Origin of the sequence: Moraxella tetraodonis, from assembly GCF_022359095.1 — a bacterium.
GTDB lineage: Bacteria > Pseudomonadota > Gammaproteobacteria > Pseudomonadales > Moraxellaceae > Faucicola > Faucicola tetraodonis.
The window spans coordinates 1,234,480-1,251,772 of the sequence record NZ_JACSYB010000001.1 but is presented as its reverse complement, the minus strand read 5'-3'; the positions used below and the strand labels follow the sequence as shown (position 1 = coordinate 1,251,772).

Genomic DNA, 17,293 nt, shown 5'->3' with positions numbered 1-17,293 from the left:
TGACCTTATCATCAAAAACCATCCAAAATCGCTGGATTTTCTACTCACCGTTCATCTTCCCAGCGCTGAATTATTTCAGCAAACAAGGGTTAATCATTTATTAATTTGGCTAAATCGGTTATCATTACAGGTTGTTTTTATCACCATTTTATGACTAAATCTCAATTTAAGGGTATTTCAATTATGCTACTTACCGCTATTTTAGCATTTATCCAATCTGCCCATGCGGAAGGTGCGGCGGCAGCGCCTACTGGAACGGGTGCTTCCACCATTATGCAAATGCTATTGCCATTGGCTTTTTTTGCTATTTTTTACTTCATTATTATCCGACCACAAAGCCGTCGTAACAAAGAGCATCGTCAAATGATTGATGCCATTAAAGAAGGCAATGAAGTGGTATTTGCCGGTGGCTTGATGGGGAAAATCAAAAAGCTTCAAGGTGAATATGCGGTTGTTGCATTAAATACTACCCAAGAGGTGATGGTGCAACGTGCCTCAATCATTTCGGTATTGCCTGTGGGTACCATTGATAGTCTTAAATAATTGCTGATGCAGCTCACCTGTCAGGTTGGCGACCTAGCATTCTGTTAAGTTGCCAACTGGCTATTATAATATTGTACTGCCTTGTTGATCGCGGTTAATAGCCCTAGTAGAACAACTAGTTACCTAAAAAAATCAAGTTTAAGAAGTCAAGATTATGCACTACCCTGCTTGGAAATACTTTTTAATCGGCATTGTGCTGCTACTGAGCACCCTGTATGCCCTACCAAACCTTTACCCAGACAAGCCCGCCGTTCAAATCACGGGGGCTTCCGCTAGTACTACATTGACCAATGATGTGCTAAAACAAGCGGAAACCATCCTAAATGCCGCCAACATCCCAACCAAAAACAACAGTTTTGATGGTAAATCAGCTTTGTTAAAAATTGGTGATGAGTCGACTGAAACGCAGCTTAAAGCGCAACAAGTGCTAAAAGAAAAGCTTGGCGATAATTACGTGGTAGCACTGAACTTGGCGCAAACCACGCCAGCATGGCTACGTAATATTGGTGGCAATCCTATTAAATTAGGGTTGGACTTGCGAGGTGGTGTACGGTTTGTACTAGAAGTCGATATGAGCAAAACCGTCTCTCAGCGTTTGGAAAACTTAACTCGAGATATCCGTACAGAGCTACGCAACCAAAAAATTGCCGTGACTAATTTACAAGCAGGGCAAAATAATCTGACGTTAAACTTTGTCGATAATGCCGCGCGTGATCAAGCCATTAATGTGTTACGTAGTCGCTTTGGGACAAATTACGAATTACAACCGCTCATCAATGCGGGGGGTCCAGCGATTAACATGACCTTGACCCAGTCGACGATTTCACAAATCTCTCAAGATGCGGTCACCCAAAACTTGACGACTTTACGAAACCGTATTAATGAGCTAGGCGTGGCTGAAGCCGTGGTGCAATCACAAGGTGCCAATCGTATTGTGGTGGAATTACCGGGGGTGCAAGATACCGCAGAAGCCAAACGGGTCATTGGTCGTACCGCCAATCTCGAATTTCGTATGGTTTCTGACCAAAACAATACCTTCCAAGCCAATCCCTCTGGGGTATTGCCTGCAGGCACTGAAGCCTATTCATTTGGTCAAGTCGACAGCCCACAAAAAACCTTATTGGAACGTCAAGCTGTGGTCACCGGTCGAAACGTACAGGATGCCCAAGCAGGGATGGATCAAAACGGTCGCCCCCAAGTAAATATTACGCTGGATAATGCGGGTGGTCGTTTGATGCAAAATACCACAGCAAAATCGGTGGGCAAACAAATGGCGGTGCTGTTTATTGAAAATAAGCAGCGTGTCACCTTTCAGCCAGACCCAGTGACGGGTCAAAATAAAGAAGTAAGAACACCTTACGCAGAAAGCCATATTATCAATCAAGCGACCATTCAAGGGGTCTTTGGTTCAACTTTCCAAATCACGGGCTTAGATAGTAATGCAGAAGCCTCAGAGCTGGCTTTGTTACTTCGTGCAGGTGCGCTAGCGGCGCCCATGTATTTTGTTGAAGAACGTACTATTGGTCCATCATTGGGGCAAGATAACATCCAAAAAGGTATGTTCTCTACCCAAGTCGGCTACTTACTCGTGTTCTTATTTATGATTATATTTTATCGTTTATTCGGCTTAATTGCCAATATCGCGTTGATTTTTAACTTAATGATGATTTTAGCCATCATGTCATTGATTGGTTCTGCCCTAACCTTGCCGGGTATCGCAGGTATCGTGTTAACCATCGGGATGGCGGTGGATGCCAACGTGCTGATATTTGAACGCATCCGCGAAGAGCTTGCCAACGGCGCCAGACCCAAATCTGCGATTGTGGCGGGTTTCAACCGCGCATTTACCAGTATTTTTGATGCGCAGCTGACTACCTTGATCGTCGCATTTATTTTATTTGCGATTGGCACAGGTCCGATTAAAGGTTTTGCTGTCACCTTAGCCATTGGTATTGCCAGCTCTATCTTCACCTCAGTGACCGTCACGCGTGCACTGGTACAGTTAGCTTATGGCTACCGCAAAACTGTCAAACGCCTAAGTATTGGTTAAGGAGCAAATCATGAATGATGACAAGTTAGAGGATCTAGACGGTTTAGACGGCTCAGAACCCATTAACCCCGAGCAAAAACTCTCCGAGCTGGGTGTACGTCGTAGCGATGAAATGGCATCAAATACACAGCACCGCAGAACGCCGCGCCGTAATGGTAAAGGGGTGAATAAAAATTTGGTCAAGCAGCCTGCTCAACCTACCAATACTGCAACCCAAAACGCTGAGGTGGCTGTGGCTAATGCTGCCACTGCTGAATTTTCGGCAGAAGATTTTGGCGGTGAAAAATTCTTTGCGGGTCGGCGTATTATTGATTTTTTAAAGGTAGCTAAACCTTTTGCCATATTTTCCGCCATCTTAACGATTCTTGGTTTGGTTGCTATTTTAACCAAAGGTTTAAACCTAGGCTTAGATTTTACTGGCGGTGTGTCAGCCACGGTTGTTTATGAGCAACCCGTGCAACAAGCCCAAGTTAAGTCAGCCCTAGCGAGCCATAAAATCAATGACAGTGTGGTGCAATATTTGGGCAGTAACAAAGAAATTTTGGTACGCCTGCCCCCGCAAAAACAAATCGAAGGGTTATCAAACTCTCTTGATACAGCGTTAGATTTACCCAACAACAATGCCACCATCAAGAACATTGACGTGGTTGGCAGTCAAGTAGGTAATGAGATTTATATCAGCTCCTTGGGGGCAACGGCACTGGCATTACTGTGTATGTTTATTTACGTGATGGTGCGCTTCCAAGCCAAATTAGCCTTAGGCGCGGTGTTGGCGTTATTTCATGATAGTATTATCACCGTGGGTATTTTCGCATTTTTTGGCTGGCCATTTGATTTGACCGTGCTTGCCGCCGTGTTATCATTGATTGGTTACTCGATTAACGATACCATCGTCGTCTTTGACCGTATCCGTGAGAATTTTCGCCGTGTCCGTGGTGCTAGCCCAGCGCAAATTGTCAATTTATCGCTCACTGAAACGCTACGTCGTACTATTATGACCATTTCAACAGTGTTGCTGGTGGTGGTCGCGATGCTGCTGCTTGGCGGCGAAAGCTTACATTGGTTCTCTGTAGCATTGCTCATTGGCTTGATTTTAGGTACTTTCTCATCGGTGTATATTGCCAGTGCGATTCCACTGTGGCTCGGTATGTCGCGCAAAGACTTTATTGTCGAAGTCAAACCAGAATTTGTTGAGGACGAAGTGGTTTTTGAAGACCGCAATGCGCCTATCTATGACAACAAAGTATTAGATAATCAATAAATGGGTTGAGCGGCAAAAATACCCTACTTGCTAGGGTATTTTTATGGCTAAAATTTAAACAAGAATAGCAATGATGACAAATGAATTAATGAAAAATGGGTTATGGCAACAGGCGTTTAAAGTAAGCTTGCCTGTGGCAATGGGCTATATCCCCGCAGGGATTGCCTTTGGCGTGTTGTTTGTGGCAGCCAAGCTTCCTATATGGGCGGCGATTTTATCTAGTGTGGTGTTATACGCGGGTGCGGCGCAATATGCTTCTATTGCGCTGTTAGCGGGCGGGGTTGGAATCTCAACCCTCGCCAGCAATACCTTAGCGATAAATTTGCGCCATGCTTTTTATGCCATTCCTTTGTTAAAACAATTACCAACCAATCCTATCAGTCGATTTTATTGCTTGTTTGCGTTAACCGATGAAACTTTTTCCGTGTTAACCACCCTTCATGAAAATGAACGCCAAAGGCTGATACTACCTGTGAGTTTGCTCAATCAGTGTTATTGGGTTATCGGTACCATATTGGGGATTTTGCTGGGTGCAGGGCTCAATGATTGGGTGCCTCATTTGGATTTTGCGTTAGTGTGCTTGTTTGCTATTTTAGCCTACGAGCAGTTTAAAGCGGTCAAGGCGTATTACCCCATCTTCATCGCCATCATTGCATTTGTAGCGGCGTTTTATTTTACATCCGATTGGTTGCTACTATCAGCGATTTGCGGGAGTTTGGCACTCATTATCATCCATTTTTTGATGAGCAATAAATCCACTCATCAGCAAGCTCTCTGACAGTTCAAACTATCTGACAGCTCAACCGCCAAAAAATTTATCCATTAATCGTTAGAATATTATGAACACACCACCTGATAACGTTTATTTAGTCGCCGCTACTTTTGCCATGGCTTTGGTGACTTTACTCACCCGCTTGACCCCGATAATTTTGCCAAAGCGATTATTGGATGTCCCCTTGTTGCTCGCGGTGAATAAAGCATTGCCATTATCCGTGATGACGCTGTTGATTTTAACTTCTTTGCATTGGCAGCAGCCCAAGGCTATGCCCAACGCTCTGAGTGTGAGTCTGGGCTTATCGCCATTACTTGTGGCAGAGATATTGGCGCTTTTAGTGGTGCTGCTCAGCTATCATTGGAAAAAGCAATTACTGCTAAGTATGCTGGTGGGGATTGCTAGCCTTAACGGGTTTTTATGGCTACTAAATCTGATAGGTTTTCAATAGCCATAAAAAAAGCCCTACTTGGGCTTTTTTTATAAAGGATATTTTACACCTCGGTTTGCACCCCGACGATATCCACAGGCGTATCAGCCCCGTCTTGTATCCCAGATTTTTTCTGTTTGGCTTTATCACTGCGTTTACGCTGTAATTCATCCAAATAATCTTCATCAATACCACCGGCGATGTATTTGCCATCAAATACCGAACAATCAAATTTTTTGGCATCGCTGTGTTTGTCTTGTACCGCTTCAATCAAGTCATCCAAATCTTGGAATATCAAACGGTCCGCGCCGATGATTTTACACACTTCTTCCACACTATGACCTGAGGCGATCAGTTCATTGCGCGCTGGCATGTCAATACCATACACATTGGGATATTTGACTGGTGGCGCGGCACTGGCAAAATACACATTATTGGCGCCTGCATCCCGTGCCATTTGGATAATCTCGTGACAGGTCGTGCCACGTACAATTGAATCATCGACCAACAAGACGTTTTTATTTCTAAATTCAAACGGCACCGCGCTTAATTTTTGACGTACCGATTTTTTGCGCTGCTGTTGACCTGGCATAATAAAGGTGCGACCGATATAGCGATTTTTCATAAAACCTTCACGGTATTTTACGCCTAGATGCTGAGCAAGCTCCATCGCAGAAGTTCGTGAGGTATCGGGAATAGGGATAACCACATCAATCCCGTGATCTTCGCCCCATTCTTTGATGATTTTCTGCGCCAAAGTCTCGCCCATACGCATACGCGCTTTATAGACAGAAATATTATCAATAATCGAATCTGGGCGGGCAAAATAGACGTATTCAAAAATGCAAGGTCTAAACTCTTTGGCTTCGACACATTGGCGACTAAAGAAGTTATTGTTTTCATCAATAAAAATCGCTTCACCGGGCTTCACATCTCGAACGATATCAAAACCCAATGCGGTTAACGCAACTGACTCAGATGCCACCATATATTCAAAGCCGCCATTTTCCGCTAATCGTTGACCAAAAATCAGCGGGCGAATGCCATTGGGGTCACGAAATGCCAAAATACCATAGCCTGTAATCATAGCGACAACCGCATACGCGCCTTCGATACGCTTGTAGACAGATGTCATCGCTTCAAAAATATCATCAGGGCTTGGATGCCGGATACCGAGTTTTTGCATTTCATGCGCTAGCACATTGAGCAAAACTTCTGAATCAGAATCGGTGTTTATATGGCGCATATCCTCCATAAACAGTTCTTTGGCAATCTCTTCGGCGTTGGTCAAATTACCATTATGCGCTAAGGTAATACCATACGGCGAATTAACATAAAAAGGCTGCGCTTCCGCACTGCTAGACGTACCAGCCGTTGGGTAGCGTACATGCCCGATGCCTTGGTGACCGACAAGACGCATCATATGACGGGTCATGAACACATCGCGCACCATGCCATTTTCTTTACGCAAAAACAGACGGCCATCTTGACATGTCACAATACCTGCGGCATCTTGCCCACGATGCTGCAGCATAGTCAGCGCATCGTATAGCATTTGATTAACTTCACTGTGAGCGGCTATACCAACAACTCCACACATATTTTACCCCTTTGATTTTTCACCGATGGCTCTAAAACCTGATGAAAAGAGACCTGATGAAATGAGACCTGATGAAAATTGAATGAAACTAACTTTTTTGCCGGCTGACAATACTTTAGCCGTCAGTCAAACTTACCAATGCTATTGCCCATTTGCCCCACTATTGACCTATTTTATCGGTAGCGGTTTTACCGAGCGTGGTAGCAAGCTGTTGGGTGATTTGCTTTGCAAAAGGTGCCAGTGGCAGTAGCGCATTGGCAAACTTAGACTGCTGCCAAAAGTCACGTTGACCGACAAAAGGCGCCAATAAACTCAGCAACATCAACACAATGACCAAATTTTTGACCAAGCCAAACCCCGCGCCCGCCAATTTATCTACGATACTCAGTCTAAGCCCCTGCAAGGTTTTACTCATCACCCATAATACGATTTGCAGTCCCACGATGACAAATAAGCCAATTGCCAAGAATGCCGCAATGATACTAAGGCCAGTTGAGCCAGTGAATGACACAAAAAACGGCGCTAAAGGTTTTGCCAAATAACTGGCTAGCAGCAGCGCCAATAGCCAACCAAACATGCCCACCAGTGAGCGCATCAAGCCATTATTAAATCCCTGCCACAACCCGATAAACAATACAAACAACACTACCATATCTAACAAAGTCATCGGGTCAAGCTCGTATCATGGGATTTACAAATTAGAGGGTGAATGTTGGCTTAGACGATAACCGTCAATGGCTTCAACACAGGTTTGAATAAGCTCAGGTCCTTCATAAATCAAACCACTATAGAGCTGAATCAAATCCGCACCTGCTTCAATCTTTTTAACCGCACGTTGACCATTGTCAATACCGCCTACACCAATAAGCGCAACTGAGCTCGGTAAGCGTTCGGCAAACTGCTCAAGAACTTGGGTACTACGGTGACTGAGTGGTCGACCTGATAGCCCGCCTGCTTCTTGACTGGTTTTGTAGTCTTCTACCCCATTGCGGCTTAAGGTGGTATTGGTGGTAATCAGCCCATCAATATCAAAACGCACCAATTCTTTGGCAATATAATCAATTTGGTCTTCTTCCAAATCTGGGGCAACTTTCAGTACCAATGGTACATAATACTGATGTTGGCTAGCCAGTTGGCTGTGACGTGATTTGATACCATCAAGCAGCGCCGTGAGCGCATCACCACTTTGCAGGTCGCGCAGGTTTTTGGTATTGGGAGAGGAGATATTCACCGTAATATAAGACGCGTAAGGATACACTCGCTCTAGACAATAAATATAGTCATCTAGGGCATTTTCAACCGGCGTGCTGGCATTTTTGCCAATATTAATACCCAAAATGCCTTGATATTTTGCACGCTTAACTTGCTCGATGAGATAATCGACGCCTTTATTATTAAATCCCATGCGATTGATAATGGCATGGGCTTCTTTGATACGAAATAGACGGGGTTTGTCGTTGCCAGGCTGTGGTTTTGGGGTAATCGTACCAATTTCGATGTAGCCAAAACCCAACGCCGCTAACGCATCGATATATTCGCCGTTTTTATCAAGCCCTGCTGCCAAACCAACCGGATTGGTAAAGGTTAACCCCATACATTCGGTTATTAGTTCTTGCTTACCGTACAAAAACCCGAGCATGCCAAATTTTTGCGATCTTTCGAGTAACGATAACGTGATTTCGTGGGCTTTTTCAGGATCGGTATTAAATAAGAACGGACGAAGAAAGGCATACATAGTTGAATAAGCACTCACATTGCATGGGTGAATCTAATTGACTCTGCCCTTTATACAAGCAGAACTAACCTATTTAGCTTGAGAGATAGCAGCCGTTGACGCGCTGTCTAGACTACCTCGTCAAAATCAGAGAAGCTATTATATCAGTGTTGAGGCTAAATAAACACCTGCAATTTTCTTTGCCTTCACTGCTATATTAACTACCATATCAGCTATTAACCCAGAGTATTTAGAATATAGATTGCAGGATTTAGCTTTTAACGTCTTTTAATCGAAGGCTAAGGCACGGCTCGACCATTAGACAAGGCAATCCAACCGCGAATAATGCGATACAGATGCCATAAGACTGTGGCGACGATTATCAGGCCGCCTAAAGCACCGACAATAAAGCTACCACCCATTGTATGATTGCTATCAACGGCAGCGCCAAAAAATAGCCCACCCGTTGCAAAAATCACCATGACAAAACCAATCACCCAAAAAAATATACTGTACCAAAACGTTTTGATTTGCCAGTCAAAGTGACTATAAAGCCACGTGTTTCTAGCCTCATCGCGCTTTAAATAATTCATCACAATCGGAATAATCCAAGTCAGACCCGCGGTAAAATAACTAAACAGCGCCAACGCATAAGTAATGTGGTTATAACTGACTTGGCTTTGGGTCACCGGTAAGTTTTGACTAAGCTGTGTGTATTGCGGTAACGCTGATGGATAACCATTCGCCCCACTACCAAATTGTGGGTTGGCTGTGTCAGGTGTATGAGAGTCTGTTGGTTTTTCTAGGTTCATTATAATTTTCCATCAATGATTATTACTTTTTTTATCGGGTCGTAGTATAGAATTTCAATTGATTTTTATTGACTATTAGACTATTAATAGTTTACCCAAATCGGTTCTCGAATGGTAAATGGTTGGTGATTGCTATCGGCAAACTGAATCGTCCAGCTAGCAGGCGACTGTTGCAGTGTCAACGGCTCAAAGGTTGGTACTGGGATGATTTTTATGCGGTTTTTTGCCGAATACAACAAATAGTCGCCATCGGGCGAAAAGTTGGCAGGTTCAGCCAATCCTTCATCATTGATAGCGATATTTTTTTTAGTTGCCATATCTGCGAGCCTGCCTTGGCTATTATCGCTGACATAAGTGATCAAACGCCCCGTAGGACTAACCCGAGCGATGGCATTGATTTTACCAGGCAAGTCTAAAGGCAAAAATTGTTGTTTTGCAAAATAGTACTGATAAAGTTGCGGTTGTAAAAATTTGGCTTTATCTGACGTAAATATAAAGGATTGACCATCGGGCAACCACACAGGGGCTAAATCAATTGCTGGTTGATGGGTCAGTTGTTGTTTTACATTGCCGCTGCTATCGGTCAAAAAAATCTCTGGATTGCCCATTTGGCTATTTGCTAGTAACAATTGGCGCCCATCGGGGGAGATTGCGCCGCTAAAACTATGGGTGCGTTTGGCAGAAACCGCAGACACCCCAGAAATCTCAGTAACTTGCAAAGTCGCTCTATCAAGGATAACGACTTTAGGATAACTTTTGCCTGCTTGAACCGTAAAAATCAGGCGATCGCCTAAGCGACTGGCAGATAAGCTCATTATCGTACCATTGACCTTATACAAAGTCTTTAGGTCGCTGCCATCGATTTGGGTTTCAATCAGCTGCCCTTGGCGATTTTCCCCAAATCCAGTTAAATAAATAAAAATTAACTTGCCTGACAGCTGTCTAGCATCCATATGCGGCAAATTGGTTGGCGCAGTCGCTATGACTTTGGGCAGTGAGGTCGAACTTTGCAAGGTGGTGTTAGATAAGTTTGTTGATGGCGAGCGCATGGTCTGACACCCTGTCATCGCCAAGCTAATTGCCATGACAATTGCCATAACAGGGGCGCACCATAAACGGGGTAAGAGATAAACATGCTTCATGTTATTTGAGGTTTCGTTACGGCAAAACATTATTGGCGTCTGGATTGAGCCAAAGTGGTCCATAAATCAAGCCATTGGGCACGCCATTTTGGGACGGGCTAATGCTGATGGATTTGCCATTGGAGACAATGGTAATGACATTTTTATTGGAGTAAATATAGTGTTGTCCATTGGGTGAGACACCTGGGGCTTCACTTAAGCCAACGTTATTGACAGCGGTTACCGAGCGCGAACCCAGATCCATCACCACGCCTTGATTGGCACCCGACAAATAGGACATTTTTTTACCATCATTGCTGATACGCCCCATGCTGCTCAGTCCGCCGCCCGTCAAACGCTGCTCACTACCGGTTGCCAGATTGTATAGATAGATTTGACCTTTATTACCGCCTTTTTTACCACCGGCTCTGTCTGAAGTATAGACAAATGACTGCCCATCAGGCGCCCAACTAGGATAAATAGCCCCCACGGGGTCATTGGTCAAGCGACGAGAATTGCCACCTTGCGCCAAATAAATCTGCGGTATGCCGTTTTCAAAACTGCTACTAAATATCACACGACCATCTTTACTCACGGATGCGCCATAATTCATGGCTTTAAAATTCGTCAAATTGCTGACTGCCCCGCTGACAATATTGGCAGACATGACCTGCGGATAGCCTAGCGTGTCGGGCTGAACTTGGAAAGTGAAGGTTTGATTGTCAGCAGAGGTGTTTAGGGTTTTAATGGTACCGTTAAACTCATAAATCACTTTTGGGTTAAACCCATCCACGTCAGAAATGACCAAACGTGACACACGGTTTTTGGGCTTGCCTGTTTCCACCACATACGCAATACGCCCAGAAAAGTCGCCTTTGATGCCTGTCAATATCTCATAGATACGGTCAGCAACCTTATGCCCTGCCATACGCAAACTTTGTGAGTTATTTTTGCTGGTAACGGTTTGCAGACCCTGCATCACCTCACCTGTCGCCACATTAATCACTTCAAAATTGATTTCAACATTGCCCCGATTGCTGCGCGTATTGCCAACCACCAAATAAGGGACGGCGTTATGCTGCCAGACAGGCAAAGTGACTTCACGACTGCTATGAGGCCGCTCTGGCAAATTGCTGTCTAAGGTAAATTGCCCCAAATTGGTCAAATCATTGGTAACAATCCCTGAGATACTCTCTGCGCCAGCAAATGGTACGATGGCGACTTGCAAGTTAGAGCGTGGTGCCTGCTTGACTAGGGTAAAGTCAACATTGTCGGCAGCGTTTGCTAGAGTTGGCATCGCAGTAGTAACCAAAGCAATGACTGCCGCTTTAAAAAAAGTATGGTTCATAATTAGCCTGCAATATTTATAATTATTAAAAATTGGTTTTCAAATAATAGCATTGTTTTGCTCGCCAAAAAAGATTGGGCAAGGCTAGGCGCTACAACACTATTTAGCTTTACTATTTGACTTTACTATTTAGCTCTAAAATTGCCCGTCATGCTTCTTGCCCCATTGGGCGGGGGCGGCAGTGGACTTGATTGGTTGATTGCTTGTTGTAAGCTTGCTTTAAAAGCGGCATCACTGCTGCCGCGAATAGTGATATTACTAATTGTACCATCCGCAGCAATGCTAAATGACGCCGTTAATGAATTGCCATTACTATTGGTTGGTACATTCCAGTTTGCATCAATCATCGCCATGACTTGGCTGACATAGCCTGCCGAGCTCCCACCCGAGGCACCACCACGTCTGCTAGAACCTTGACCGCCAAATGATTGTGATTGCGCTGCACCTGTAGATTGACCATCTTTACCCAAATCCAGTGACTTTATATTATTTTCACTTTGCCGCTCGCTACTTGCATTGAGATTTTTATTGTAGGCGGCATTGTTCGCGCGTATTTCGTTTTTTACCTCATCAATATTGCTTTCGGCAATTTTATAATCTTGCAGATTTCGCTGCTGGGTTTCATTGCGCTGGTTTAATTCATCAATCACGCTTTGTCTTTCAGCTGCTACTTCCCGGTCTAGCTTTTCAGCAAACAGCGCCTGCTCTTTTTCCCATTGCGCCTGCTTGGCGGCTAACGTATTTTTAACCGTTTCAATTTGATTGGTTGATGTCGAATGGGGCGTGTTCATTGGCACAGTTGATAGGGTTTGGGAATTTAAGGACGGTGTGGGCGCACCAGCCATCTCGCCAGCCGTGGCTTGGTTTTGCGCAAGCTCATTTTGTTGGTTGGCTTTGATTTGCTCTTCCATTACCGACAACTGCTCAGGGGTAATCAACGAGGTTTCCATGGGCGCTGGCGGGGTGTTATGATAAAAGAAAAACAATAACCCAACCACCAATGCATGAGCAATGGCACTGAGCACAATCGCCCATACCGGGTAATCGGGTGTTTTGACGGGTACATAGACTGAGGTCACTTCAGCATACATCGTCTCAGTATTTCCTTATTCTACCAAAAATATTCAATCAAAAATTAAAAGGTCATCGTATTAGAAGGCTACTTGATTAAAAAGCTGCTTCATTAAAAAGCCATTTGATTAAAAGGCTAATTGCTGGCTGCTTTTGGCGATGCGGTTAACAAGCCAACCTTTTGGATGCCCGCTTGCTGCAAGTTTGCCATCAATTGGATAATATCACCATATTGGTTATTTTGATCGGCATTAATCATCACATTGACATTGGGCTTACCATCGAACTGGTATTGAGGCTGAGATTGTAAATTATTCAAAGTCGCGATTAACGCCTCTTCGCTCATTGGCTCATCAGTTTTGTCTTGGGTACTTAAATATAGCTGCCCATCGGATTTTAGTGACACAATCACCGGTAACTGCGTGCCTTGCTGTAGTGATTTGGTTTGCGCTTTTGGCAAATCAATATCCACCCCCGTTGTTAGCATGGGCGCGGTCACCATAAATATGACCAGCAGCACCAACATAACATCAATATAAGGCACCACATTCATACCTGCATTGAGTTTTTGAGGACGGTTACGGCTGTAAGGGTTTGCTTTCATAGTGTCAAGTTGTTCAATAAAATTTATCTAACATTTATTTAGCATTTAGCGTTTAGCATTTATCTAGCGAGCGAGCGGTGGCATCATGGCAGGTGAATTCAGCCCTGTCGGTAAGTTGGTAGCCGTATCCACAGTTTGTCGCAACAACATGCCTGTCATCTCATCACAGAACAGGCTACGACTTTGATAAACTTTATCGTTTTTTGCGGTAAAATGGTTGAAAGCCAGTGCCGCTGGAATCGCAGCAAACAACCCGAGCGCCGTGGCAATCAAGGCTTCGGCAATACCAGGGGCAACCGCAGCCAGTGTGGCTTGCGCAGAAGTCGATAAGCCCATAAAAGCCGTCATAATCCCCCAGACCGTGCCAAGCAGACCGACATAAGGCGAGACCGAAGCAATACTGGCTAGTAACGGCAATCCTTGCTCTAGCTCGAGTTGTTGACGCCCCAAGCCAACGCGAAGTTTGCGCTCGACGCCTTCAATGATTTCACTACGGGCTTGGGTGTTTTTTAGCAGTTTTAAAAACTCACTAAAGCCAATAAAAAAGATTTGCTCAAGTCCACTTCTATCAGGATTACCTTGAACGCCTTTGTATAGGGTTGGCAATTCAACCCCGGACCAAAAAGTTTTCTCAAAATAATTATCGGCGCGCGTGGCAATTGCCAAACGACTGCTTAAACGAAAAATAGTGACCCAACACAACAAAGAAGCAAATAATAAAATGCCCATGATAATTTTGACGAAAATACTGGCATGCGTTACCAAACTAACGAGATCAATCGAGCCTTCCATAAAGTTATGCTTCCCCAACCATCCAAATCACTAAATATAAATTACTAAATATAAATCACTAAATATTTTGATGCCAGCTTGTCAACAGCCTGCCAGCAATACCCGATTAAAACCAAAAACTAGTGCAATTATAAGGTCGAGCACTAGAATTAACATAAGCATATTGTAACCAATAACATCTGCTAATCGTATAAAAACTTTTGGTAGATTTTATCAAGCAGCTTGACGGTCAAAGTATTAGAAATCCCCGCAGGTGACAAGGCTGCCATCAGTTGATTTTGGCGCGGGCTTCAGCCTTATAGGTGTCGCTGTGTTCTACTCTTTTCTTACTCATGGTAAACTCTGGTTTAGGATGCAAGTTTAGCAAATATTTTTCTTCCGTTTTTTTAAGCATACATCAAACATTTTAAAATATTTTTTGTATAAAGCGTTAAGCTAAAGAATAGAGCTTTGACTTTATACAGATAATTGTTTAATTTAAGGGAGGAAAACACCCTCAGAAAAATTTTAGCTAATTCAATATTATAATATAGGAGATACAAATGGCTATTTCACTTAATAAAGGCGGTAACTTATCCCTGTCAAAAACAGATCCTACCCTAACACGGTTATTAATTGGTCTAGGTTGGGATGAGCGTGCCACATCAGGGGCAGAATTTGACTTAGATGCCAGCGTATTTTTGCTTAATAATACAGGCAAAGTACGCGGTGACCATGACTTTATTTTTTATAACCAACTAAAATCTGACAACGGTGCAGTTGAACACACCGGGGACAACCGCTCAGGGGCAGGTGACGGTGATGACGAAGTGATCAAAGTTAACCTGTCACAAGTACCAGCCGATATTGAAAAAATTGCAGTCACTGTGACCATCCACGATGCCCAAGCTCGTAATCAAAACTTTGGTCAAGTATCCAATGCCTTCATTCGTGTGGTCAATGAAGAAACAGGGGCAGAGGTAGTACGGTTTGACTTAGCAGAAGACTATTCCATCGAAACTGCGATGGTATTTGGTGAAGTCTATAAACACAATGGCGAATGGAAATTTCGTGCGGTGGGTCAAGGCTATGCAGGTGGCTTAGCAGCTATGTGCCAACAATATGGCGTAAATATCGGCTAAATCGGATTTAAAGCAGCAATTTACCATTAAAATAATGATAAAAACTCATTAAATAAAGGATATGAAGATGGCGGTTAGTCTACAAAAAGGGCAAAAGATCTCACTTGATAAAGAAGCAGGCACGGCACTGACTCGGATCAAAATGGGTCTAGGGTGGGATGTTGCATCCACCCCAAAATCCGGTGGCTTTTTGGGCAGTCTATTCGGTGGCGGCGGTAATAATGATAGTATCGATTTGGATGCATCTTGCATCATGTTTGACGCGAGCAAACAGCCCATCGATGCAATTTGGTTTGGTCAACTGCAGTCAAAGGACGGTAGTATCGTTCATACAGGCGATAACCGCACAGGCGCAGGGGATGGCGATGATGAAGTCATCAATGTCGATTTATCTCGTGTCCCTGCTCATGTACAGTCACTGGTATTTACCGTCAATAGCTTTACGGGTCAAACGTTTGAGAAAGTTGCCAATGCGTTTTGTCGTATCGTTAATGCCGGCAATAATAGCGAAGTGGCTCGCTATAACTTATCAGCCCAAGGCAGTCATACCGCGCTGATTTTAGCAAAGATTTATCGACACAATGGTGAATGGAAAATGCATGCCATTGGCGAAATTGCCAGTGGTCGTACCTTTCATGATTTGATGCCTGCCATTACACCACATGCCTAACGTCTAATTGTAGATAAAAATGCCCTATTTGCTGTCAATGGGGTATTTTTTTATTCGGATAATAAAAAAAATAATAAGGAAACACGATGCCAACTTTGGTACCTGGGGCAAATACGCCTATCCCCCACACGCCTTGCAAAGTGACAGTAACTAGCCAAAATGCTAGTCGTTTTGGGATTGAGATGGGCTGCGTTTGGATAGCGATGGATGCAAGTCGCCGAGCAACTACCAGCCCTGCTTATCTGCATGAAAGCAAAGATTGGGCAGCGGTGACCGTCGAGAGTGAGAAAAGCCATGTTTGGACATTAGACTTAGCCCATGTGTTTTCACAAAATCAAACCCAGCATCTGCAACTGATCGTGTATGCTTACCAAGACTCCAGTGTGATTGCCCCTGTGGTGGAAGTCAATGATATAAGCATTAAAGTGGGCAATGACATTGATTATACGTTTCATACCCCAAAGCGCCATATCAAAGCCAGTATTGTACTGGAGATCTATCAGCGTAATGGGCAATATAAATGCCGAGCACTCGCGGAAACATCTAGTCAAAGTCTAGCCAATTTTGCCGACCGTTTACAAATCAGCCTTGACGCCCGTTACCCTAACAACATGACAACAGGCAACGTTTTGCACGCCATACCAGACAACAGACGTCCTCGCCCTCAGCCAGGTGACACTTGGACTGGGACGGCTTTTGCAATTGATCCCTATCATTTACTCACTTGTGAGCATGTGGTGGACGGGGCAACGCAACTCGCACTGCGTCAACAAGGTTATCCCGACATGGAATGCCAAGTGGTGCTAGCAGATGAAGGTAGTGATACAGCGTTACTTAAAGTTAATCAGCCTTTACCAAGTTATCTGCCCGTGCGAGAACGTGGCTATGATTTGCTGGGTGAGCAGATTACCACGCTTGGTTTTCCGCTAACAGGTCTTGGTAGTCAATTACAAGTCACCCAAGGCAATATCGCAGGGCTACAAGGCATTGGCAATGATATTCGTTTTCTGCAGTTTACTGCTCCAATTCAGCCTGGCTCAAGTGGCAGTCCGCTCCTGCTTCCCACAGGCGAAGTCGTTGGTATGGTTACCCATACCATTACCAACGCCCAAAATATGAACTATGCCGTCAAATATCAATTATTATCTGCGCTTTTGACAAGCGGCGGTCTTAATGTGAGCGAGCTTACTCACAATATTAGCCAAACACCCCTATCCACGCCTCAGATTACCAAACAGAGTAAATCTGCTTTGTGGTTAGTTGGCTGTGGGGCGTGACAGCTTTTTATTAAACTGAACTTATCGAAGTCAGCAGAGAAGATATACAATCAAAAAAGTTAACACTCTAGACGCATAAAGATTAAAAAATCACTTAGTCAAGCGCT

Annotated in this window: 17 protein-coding genes; 8 read left to right on the top strand and 9 right to left on the bottom strand. The window is 44.1% G+C overall.

Translation table 11 applies throughout. The features are described from left to right. Positions 1-198 precede the first annotated feature (198 nt). From yajC to H9W84_RS05590, 5 genes are all read left to right on the top strand, one after another. Entirely contained in the window at positions 199-543 is a 345-nt protein-coding gene (yajC, locus tag H9W84_RS05610; RefSeq protein WP_081454568.1) for a preprotein translocase subunit YajC, read from the top strand. Between the two features lie 154 nt (positions 544-697). After that, entirely contained in the window at positions 698-2,593 is a 1,896-nt protein-coding gene (secD, locus tag H9W84_RS05605; RefSeq protein ID WP_159676258.1) for a protein translocase subunit SecD, read from the top strand. 112 nt (positions 2,594-2,705) lie between these two features. Continuing rightward, positions 2,706-3,854 carry a protein translocase subunit SecF gene (gene secF / locus H9W84_RS05600; protein WP_239743682.1) on the top strand — a complete coding sequence of 383 codons (1,149 nt, stop codon included), beginning with the start codon at positions 2,706-2,708 and terminating at the stop codon, positions 3,852-3,854. A 70-nt stretch (positions 3,855-3,924) separates the two neighbouring features. Next, positions 3,925-4,632 (top strand): AzlC family ABC transporter permease, encoded by a 708-nt coding sequence (locus tag H9W84_RS05595; protein WP_239742246.1) that lies wholly within the window; start codon positions 3,925-3,927, stop codon positions 4,630-4,632. 61 nt (positions 4,633-4,693) lie between these two features. Beyond that, positions 4,694-5,077, top strand: coding sequence for an AzlD domain-containing protein (locus H9W84_RS05590; RefSeq protein ID WP_101963715.1), 384 nt, complete (start codon positions 4,694-4,696; stop codon positions 5,075-5,077). 43 nt (positions 5,078-5,120) lie between these two features. Here the strand turns inward: H9W84_RS05590 and purF are convergent, their stop codons facing one another. From purF to tolQ, 9 genes are all read right to left on the bottom strand, one after another. Further along, on the bottom strand, positions 5,121-6,656 hold the full coding sequence (purF, locus tag H9W84_RS05585) for an amidophosphoribosyltransferase (protein WP_100269943.1): 1,536 nt from the start codon (positions 6,654-6,656) through the stop codon (positions 5,121-5,123). Positions 6,657-6,816: 160 nt separating this feature from the next. Then, on the bottom strand, positions 6,817-7,323 hold the full coding sequence (locus tag H9W84_RS05580) for a CvpA family protein (protein ID WP_239742244.1): 507 nt from the start codon (positions 7,321-7,323) through the stop codon (positions 6,817-6,819). 24 nt (positions 7,324-7,347) lie between these two features. Further along, complete coding sequence (locus H9W84_RS05575) at positions 7,348-8,391, bottom strand: quinone-dependent dihydroorotate dehydrogenase (protein WP_239742241.1); 1,044 nt, start codon at positions 8,389-8,391, stop codon at positions 7,348-7,350. A gap of 278 nt (positions 8,392-8,669) precedes the next feature. Further along, entirely contained in the window at positions 8,670-9,182 is a 513-nt protein-coding gene (locus H9W84_RS05570; protein ID WP_239742239.1) for a DUF4870 family protein, read from the bottom strand. A gap of 83 nt (positions 9,183-9,265) precedes the next feature. Continuing rightward, positions 9,266-10,267 carry a hypothetical protein gene (locus H9W84_RS05565; RefSeq protein WP_239742238.1) on the bottom strand — a complete coding sequence of 334 codons (1,002 nt, stop codon included), beginning with the start codon at positions 10,265-10,267 and terminating at the stop codon, positions 9,266-9,268. 73 nt (positions 10,268-10,340) lie between these two features. Then, positions 10,341-11,651 carry a TolB periplasmic receptor gene (locus H9W84_RS05560; RefSeq protein ID WP_239742235.1) on the bottom strand — a complete coding sequence of 437 codons (1,311 nt, stop codon included), beginning with the start codon at positions 11,649-11,651 and terminating at the stop codon, positions 10,341-10,343. A 125-nt stretch (positions 11,652-11,776) separates the two neighbouring features. After that, positions 11,777-12,742, bottom strand: a complete 966-nt coding sequence (tolA, locus tag H9W84_RS05555) for a cell envelope integrity protein TolA (protein ID WP_239742233.1) — start codon at positions 12,740-12,742, stop codon at positions 11,777-11,779. Between the two features lie 116 nt (positions 12,743-12,858). Further along, positions 12,859-13,326 (bottom strand): protein TolR, encoded by a 468-nt coding sequence (tolR, locus tag H9W84_RS05550; RefSeq protein ID WP_239742231.1) that lies wholly within the window; start codon positions 13,324-13,326, stop codon positions 12,859-12,861. Between the two features lie 63 nt (positions 13,327-13,389). After that, entirely contained in the window at positions 13,390-14,118 is a 729-nt protein-coding gene (gene tolQ, locus H9W84_RS05545; RefSeq protein ID WP_239742230.1) for a protein TolQ, read from the bottom strand. Positions 14,119-14,660: 542 nt separating this feature from the next. On the opposite strand from tolQ, the gene H9W84_RS05540 reads away from it, so the two are divergent. The 3 genes from H9W84_RS05540 to H9W84_RS05530 all read left to right on the top strand — a co-directional run bounded on the left by H9W84_RS05540 (position 14,661) and on the right by H9W84_RS05530 (position 17,186). After that, the gene (locus tag H9W84_RS05540; RefSeq protein WP_007116710.1) at positions 14,661-15,239 is read left to right on the top strand and encodes a TerD family protein; all 579 of its coding nucleotides are present in this window, start codon (positions 14,661-14,663) and stop codon (positions 15,237-15,239) included. Between the two features lie 67 nt (positions 15,240-15,306). Continuing rightward, positions 15,307-15,909, top strand: a complete 603-nt coding sequence (locus H9W84_RS05535; protein ID WP_050324412.1) for a TerD family protein — start codon at positions 15,307-15,309, stop codon at positions 15,907-15,909. A gap of 86 nt (positions 15,910-15,995) precedes the next feature. After that, positions 15,996-17,186: a S1 family peptidase gene (locus tag H9W84_RS05530; protein WP_239742229.1), complete on the top strand. Its 1,191-nt coding sequence runs from the start codon at positions 15,996-15,998 to the stop codon at positions 17,184-17,186. Positions 17,187-17,293 lie beyond the last annotated feature (107 nt).

What these genes read in the sequence shown, in the direction of transcription:
- secD (WP_159676258.1), top strand. Translation starts at nt 698, where the DNA reads ATGCACTACCCTGCTTGGAAATACTTTTTAATCGGCATTGTGCTGCTA.
- secF (WP_239743682.1), top strand. Translation starts at nt 2,706, where the DNA reads ATGGCATCAAATACACAGCACCGCAGAACGCCGCGCCGTAATGGTAAA.
- H9W84_RS05595 (WP_239742246.1), top strand. Translation starts at nt 3,925, where the DNA reads ATGATGACAAATGAATTAATGAAAAATGGGTTATGGCAACAGGCGTTT.
- H9W84_RS05590 (WP_101963715.1), top strand. Translation starts at nt 4,694, where the DNA reads ATGAACACACCACCTGATAACGTTTATTTAGTCGCCGCTACTTTTGCC.
- purF (WP_100269943.1), bottom strand. Translation starts at nt 6,656, where the DNA reads ATGTGTGGAGTTGTTGGTATAGCCGCTCACAGTGAAGTTAATCAAATG.
- H9W84_RS05580 (WP_239742244.1), bottom strand. Translation starts at nt 7,323, where the DNA reads ATGACTTTGTTAGATATGGTAGTGTTGTTTGTATTGTTTATCGGGTTG.
- H9W84_RS05575 (WP_239742241.1), bottom strand. Translation starts at nt 8,391, where the DNA reads ATGTATGCCTTTCTTCGTCCGTTCTTATTTAATACCGATCCTGAAAAA.
- H9W84_RS05570 (WP_239742239.1), bottom strand. Translation starts at nt 9,182, where the DNA reads ATGAACCTAGAAAAACCAACAGACTCTCATACACCTGACACAGCCAAC.
- H9W84_RS05565 (WP_239742238.1), bottom strand. Translation starts at nt 10,267, where the DNA reads ATGGCAATTAGCTTGGCGATGACAGGGTGTCAGACCATGCGCTCGCCA.
- H9W84_RS05560 (WP_239742235.1), bottom strand. Translation starts at nt 11,651, where the DNA reads ATGAACCATACTTTTTTTAAAGCGGCAGTCATTGCTTTGGTTACTACT.
- tolA (WP_239742233.1), bottom strand. Translation starts at nt 12,742, where the DNA reads ATGTATGCTGAAGTGACCTCAGTCTATGTACCCGTCAAAACACCCGAT.
- tolR (WP_239742231.1), bottom strand. Translation starts at nt 13,326, where the DNA reads ATGAAAGCAAACCCTTACAGCCGTAACCGTCCTCAAAAACTCAATGCA.
- tolQ (WP_239742230.1), bottom strand. Translation starts at nt 14,118, where the DNA reads ATGGAAGGCTCGATTGATCTCGTTAGTTTGGTAACGCATGCCAGTATT.
- H9W84_RS05540 (WP_007116710.1), top strand. Translation starts at nt 14,661, where the DNA reads ATGGCTATTTCACTTAATAAAGGCGGTAACTTATCCCTGTCAAAAACA.
- H9W84_RS05535 (WP_050324412.1), top strand. Translation starts at nt 15,307, where the DNA reads ATGGCGGTTAGTCTACAAAAAGGGCAAAAGATCTCACTTGATAAAGAA.
- H9W84_RS05530 (WP_239742229.1), top strand. Translation starts at nt 15,996, where the DNA reads ATGCCAACTTTGGTACCTGGGGCAAATACGCCTATCCCCCACACGCCT.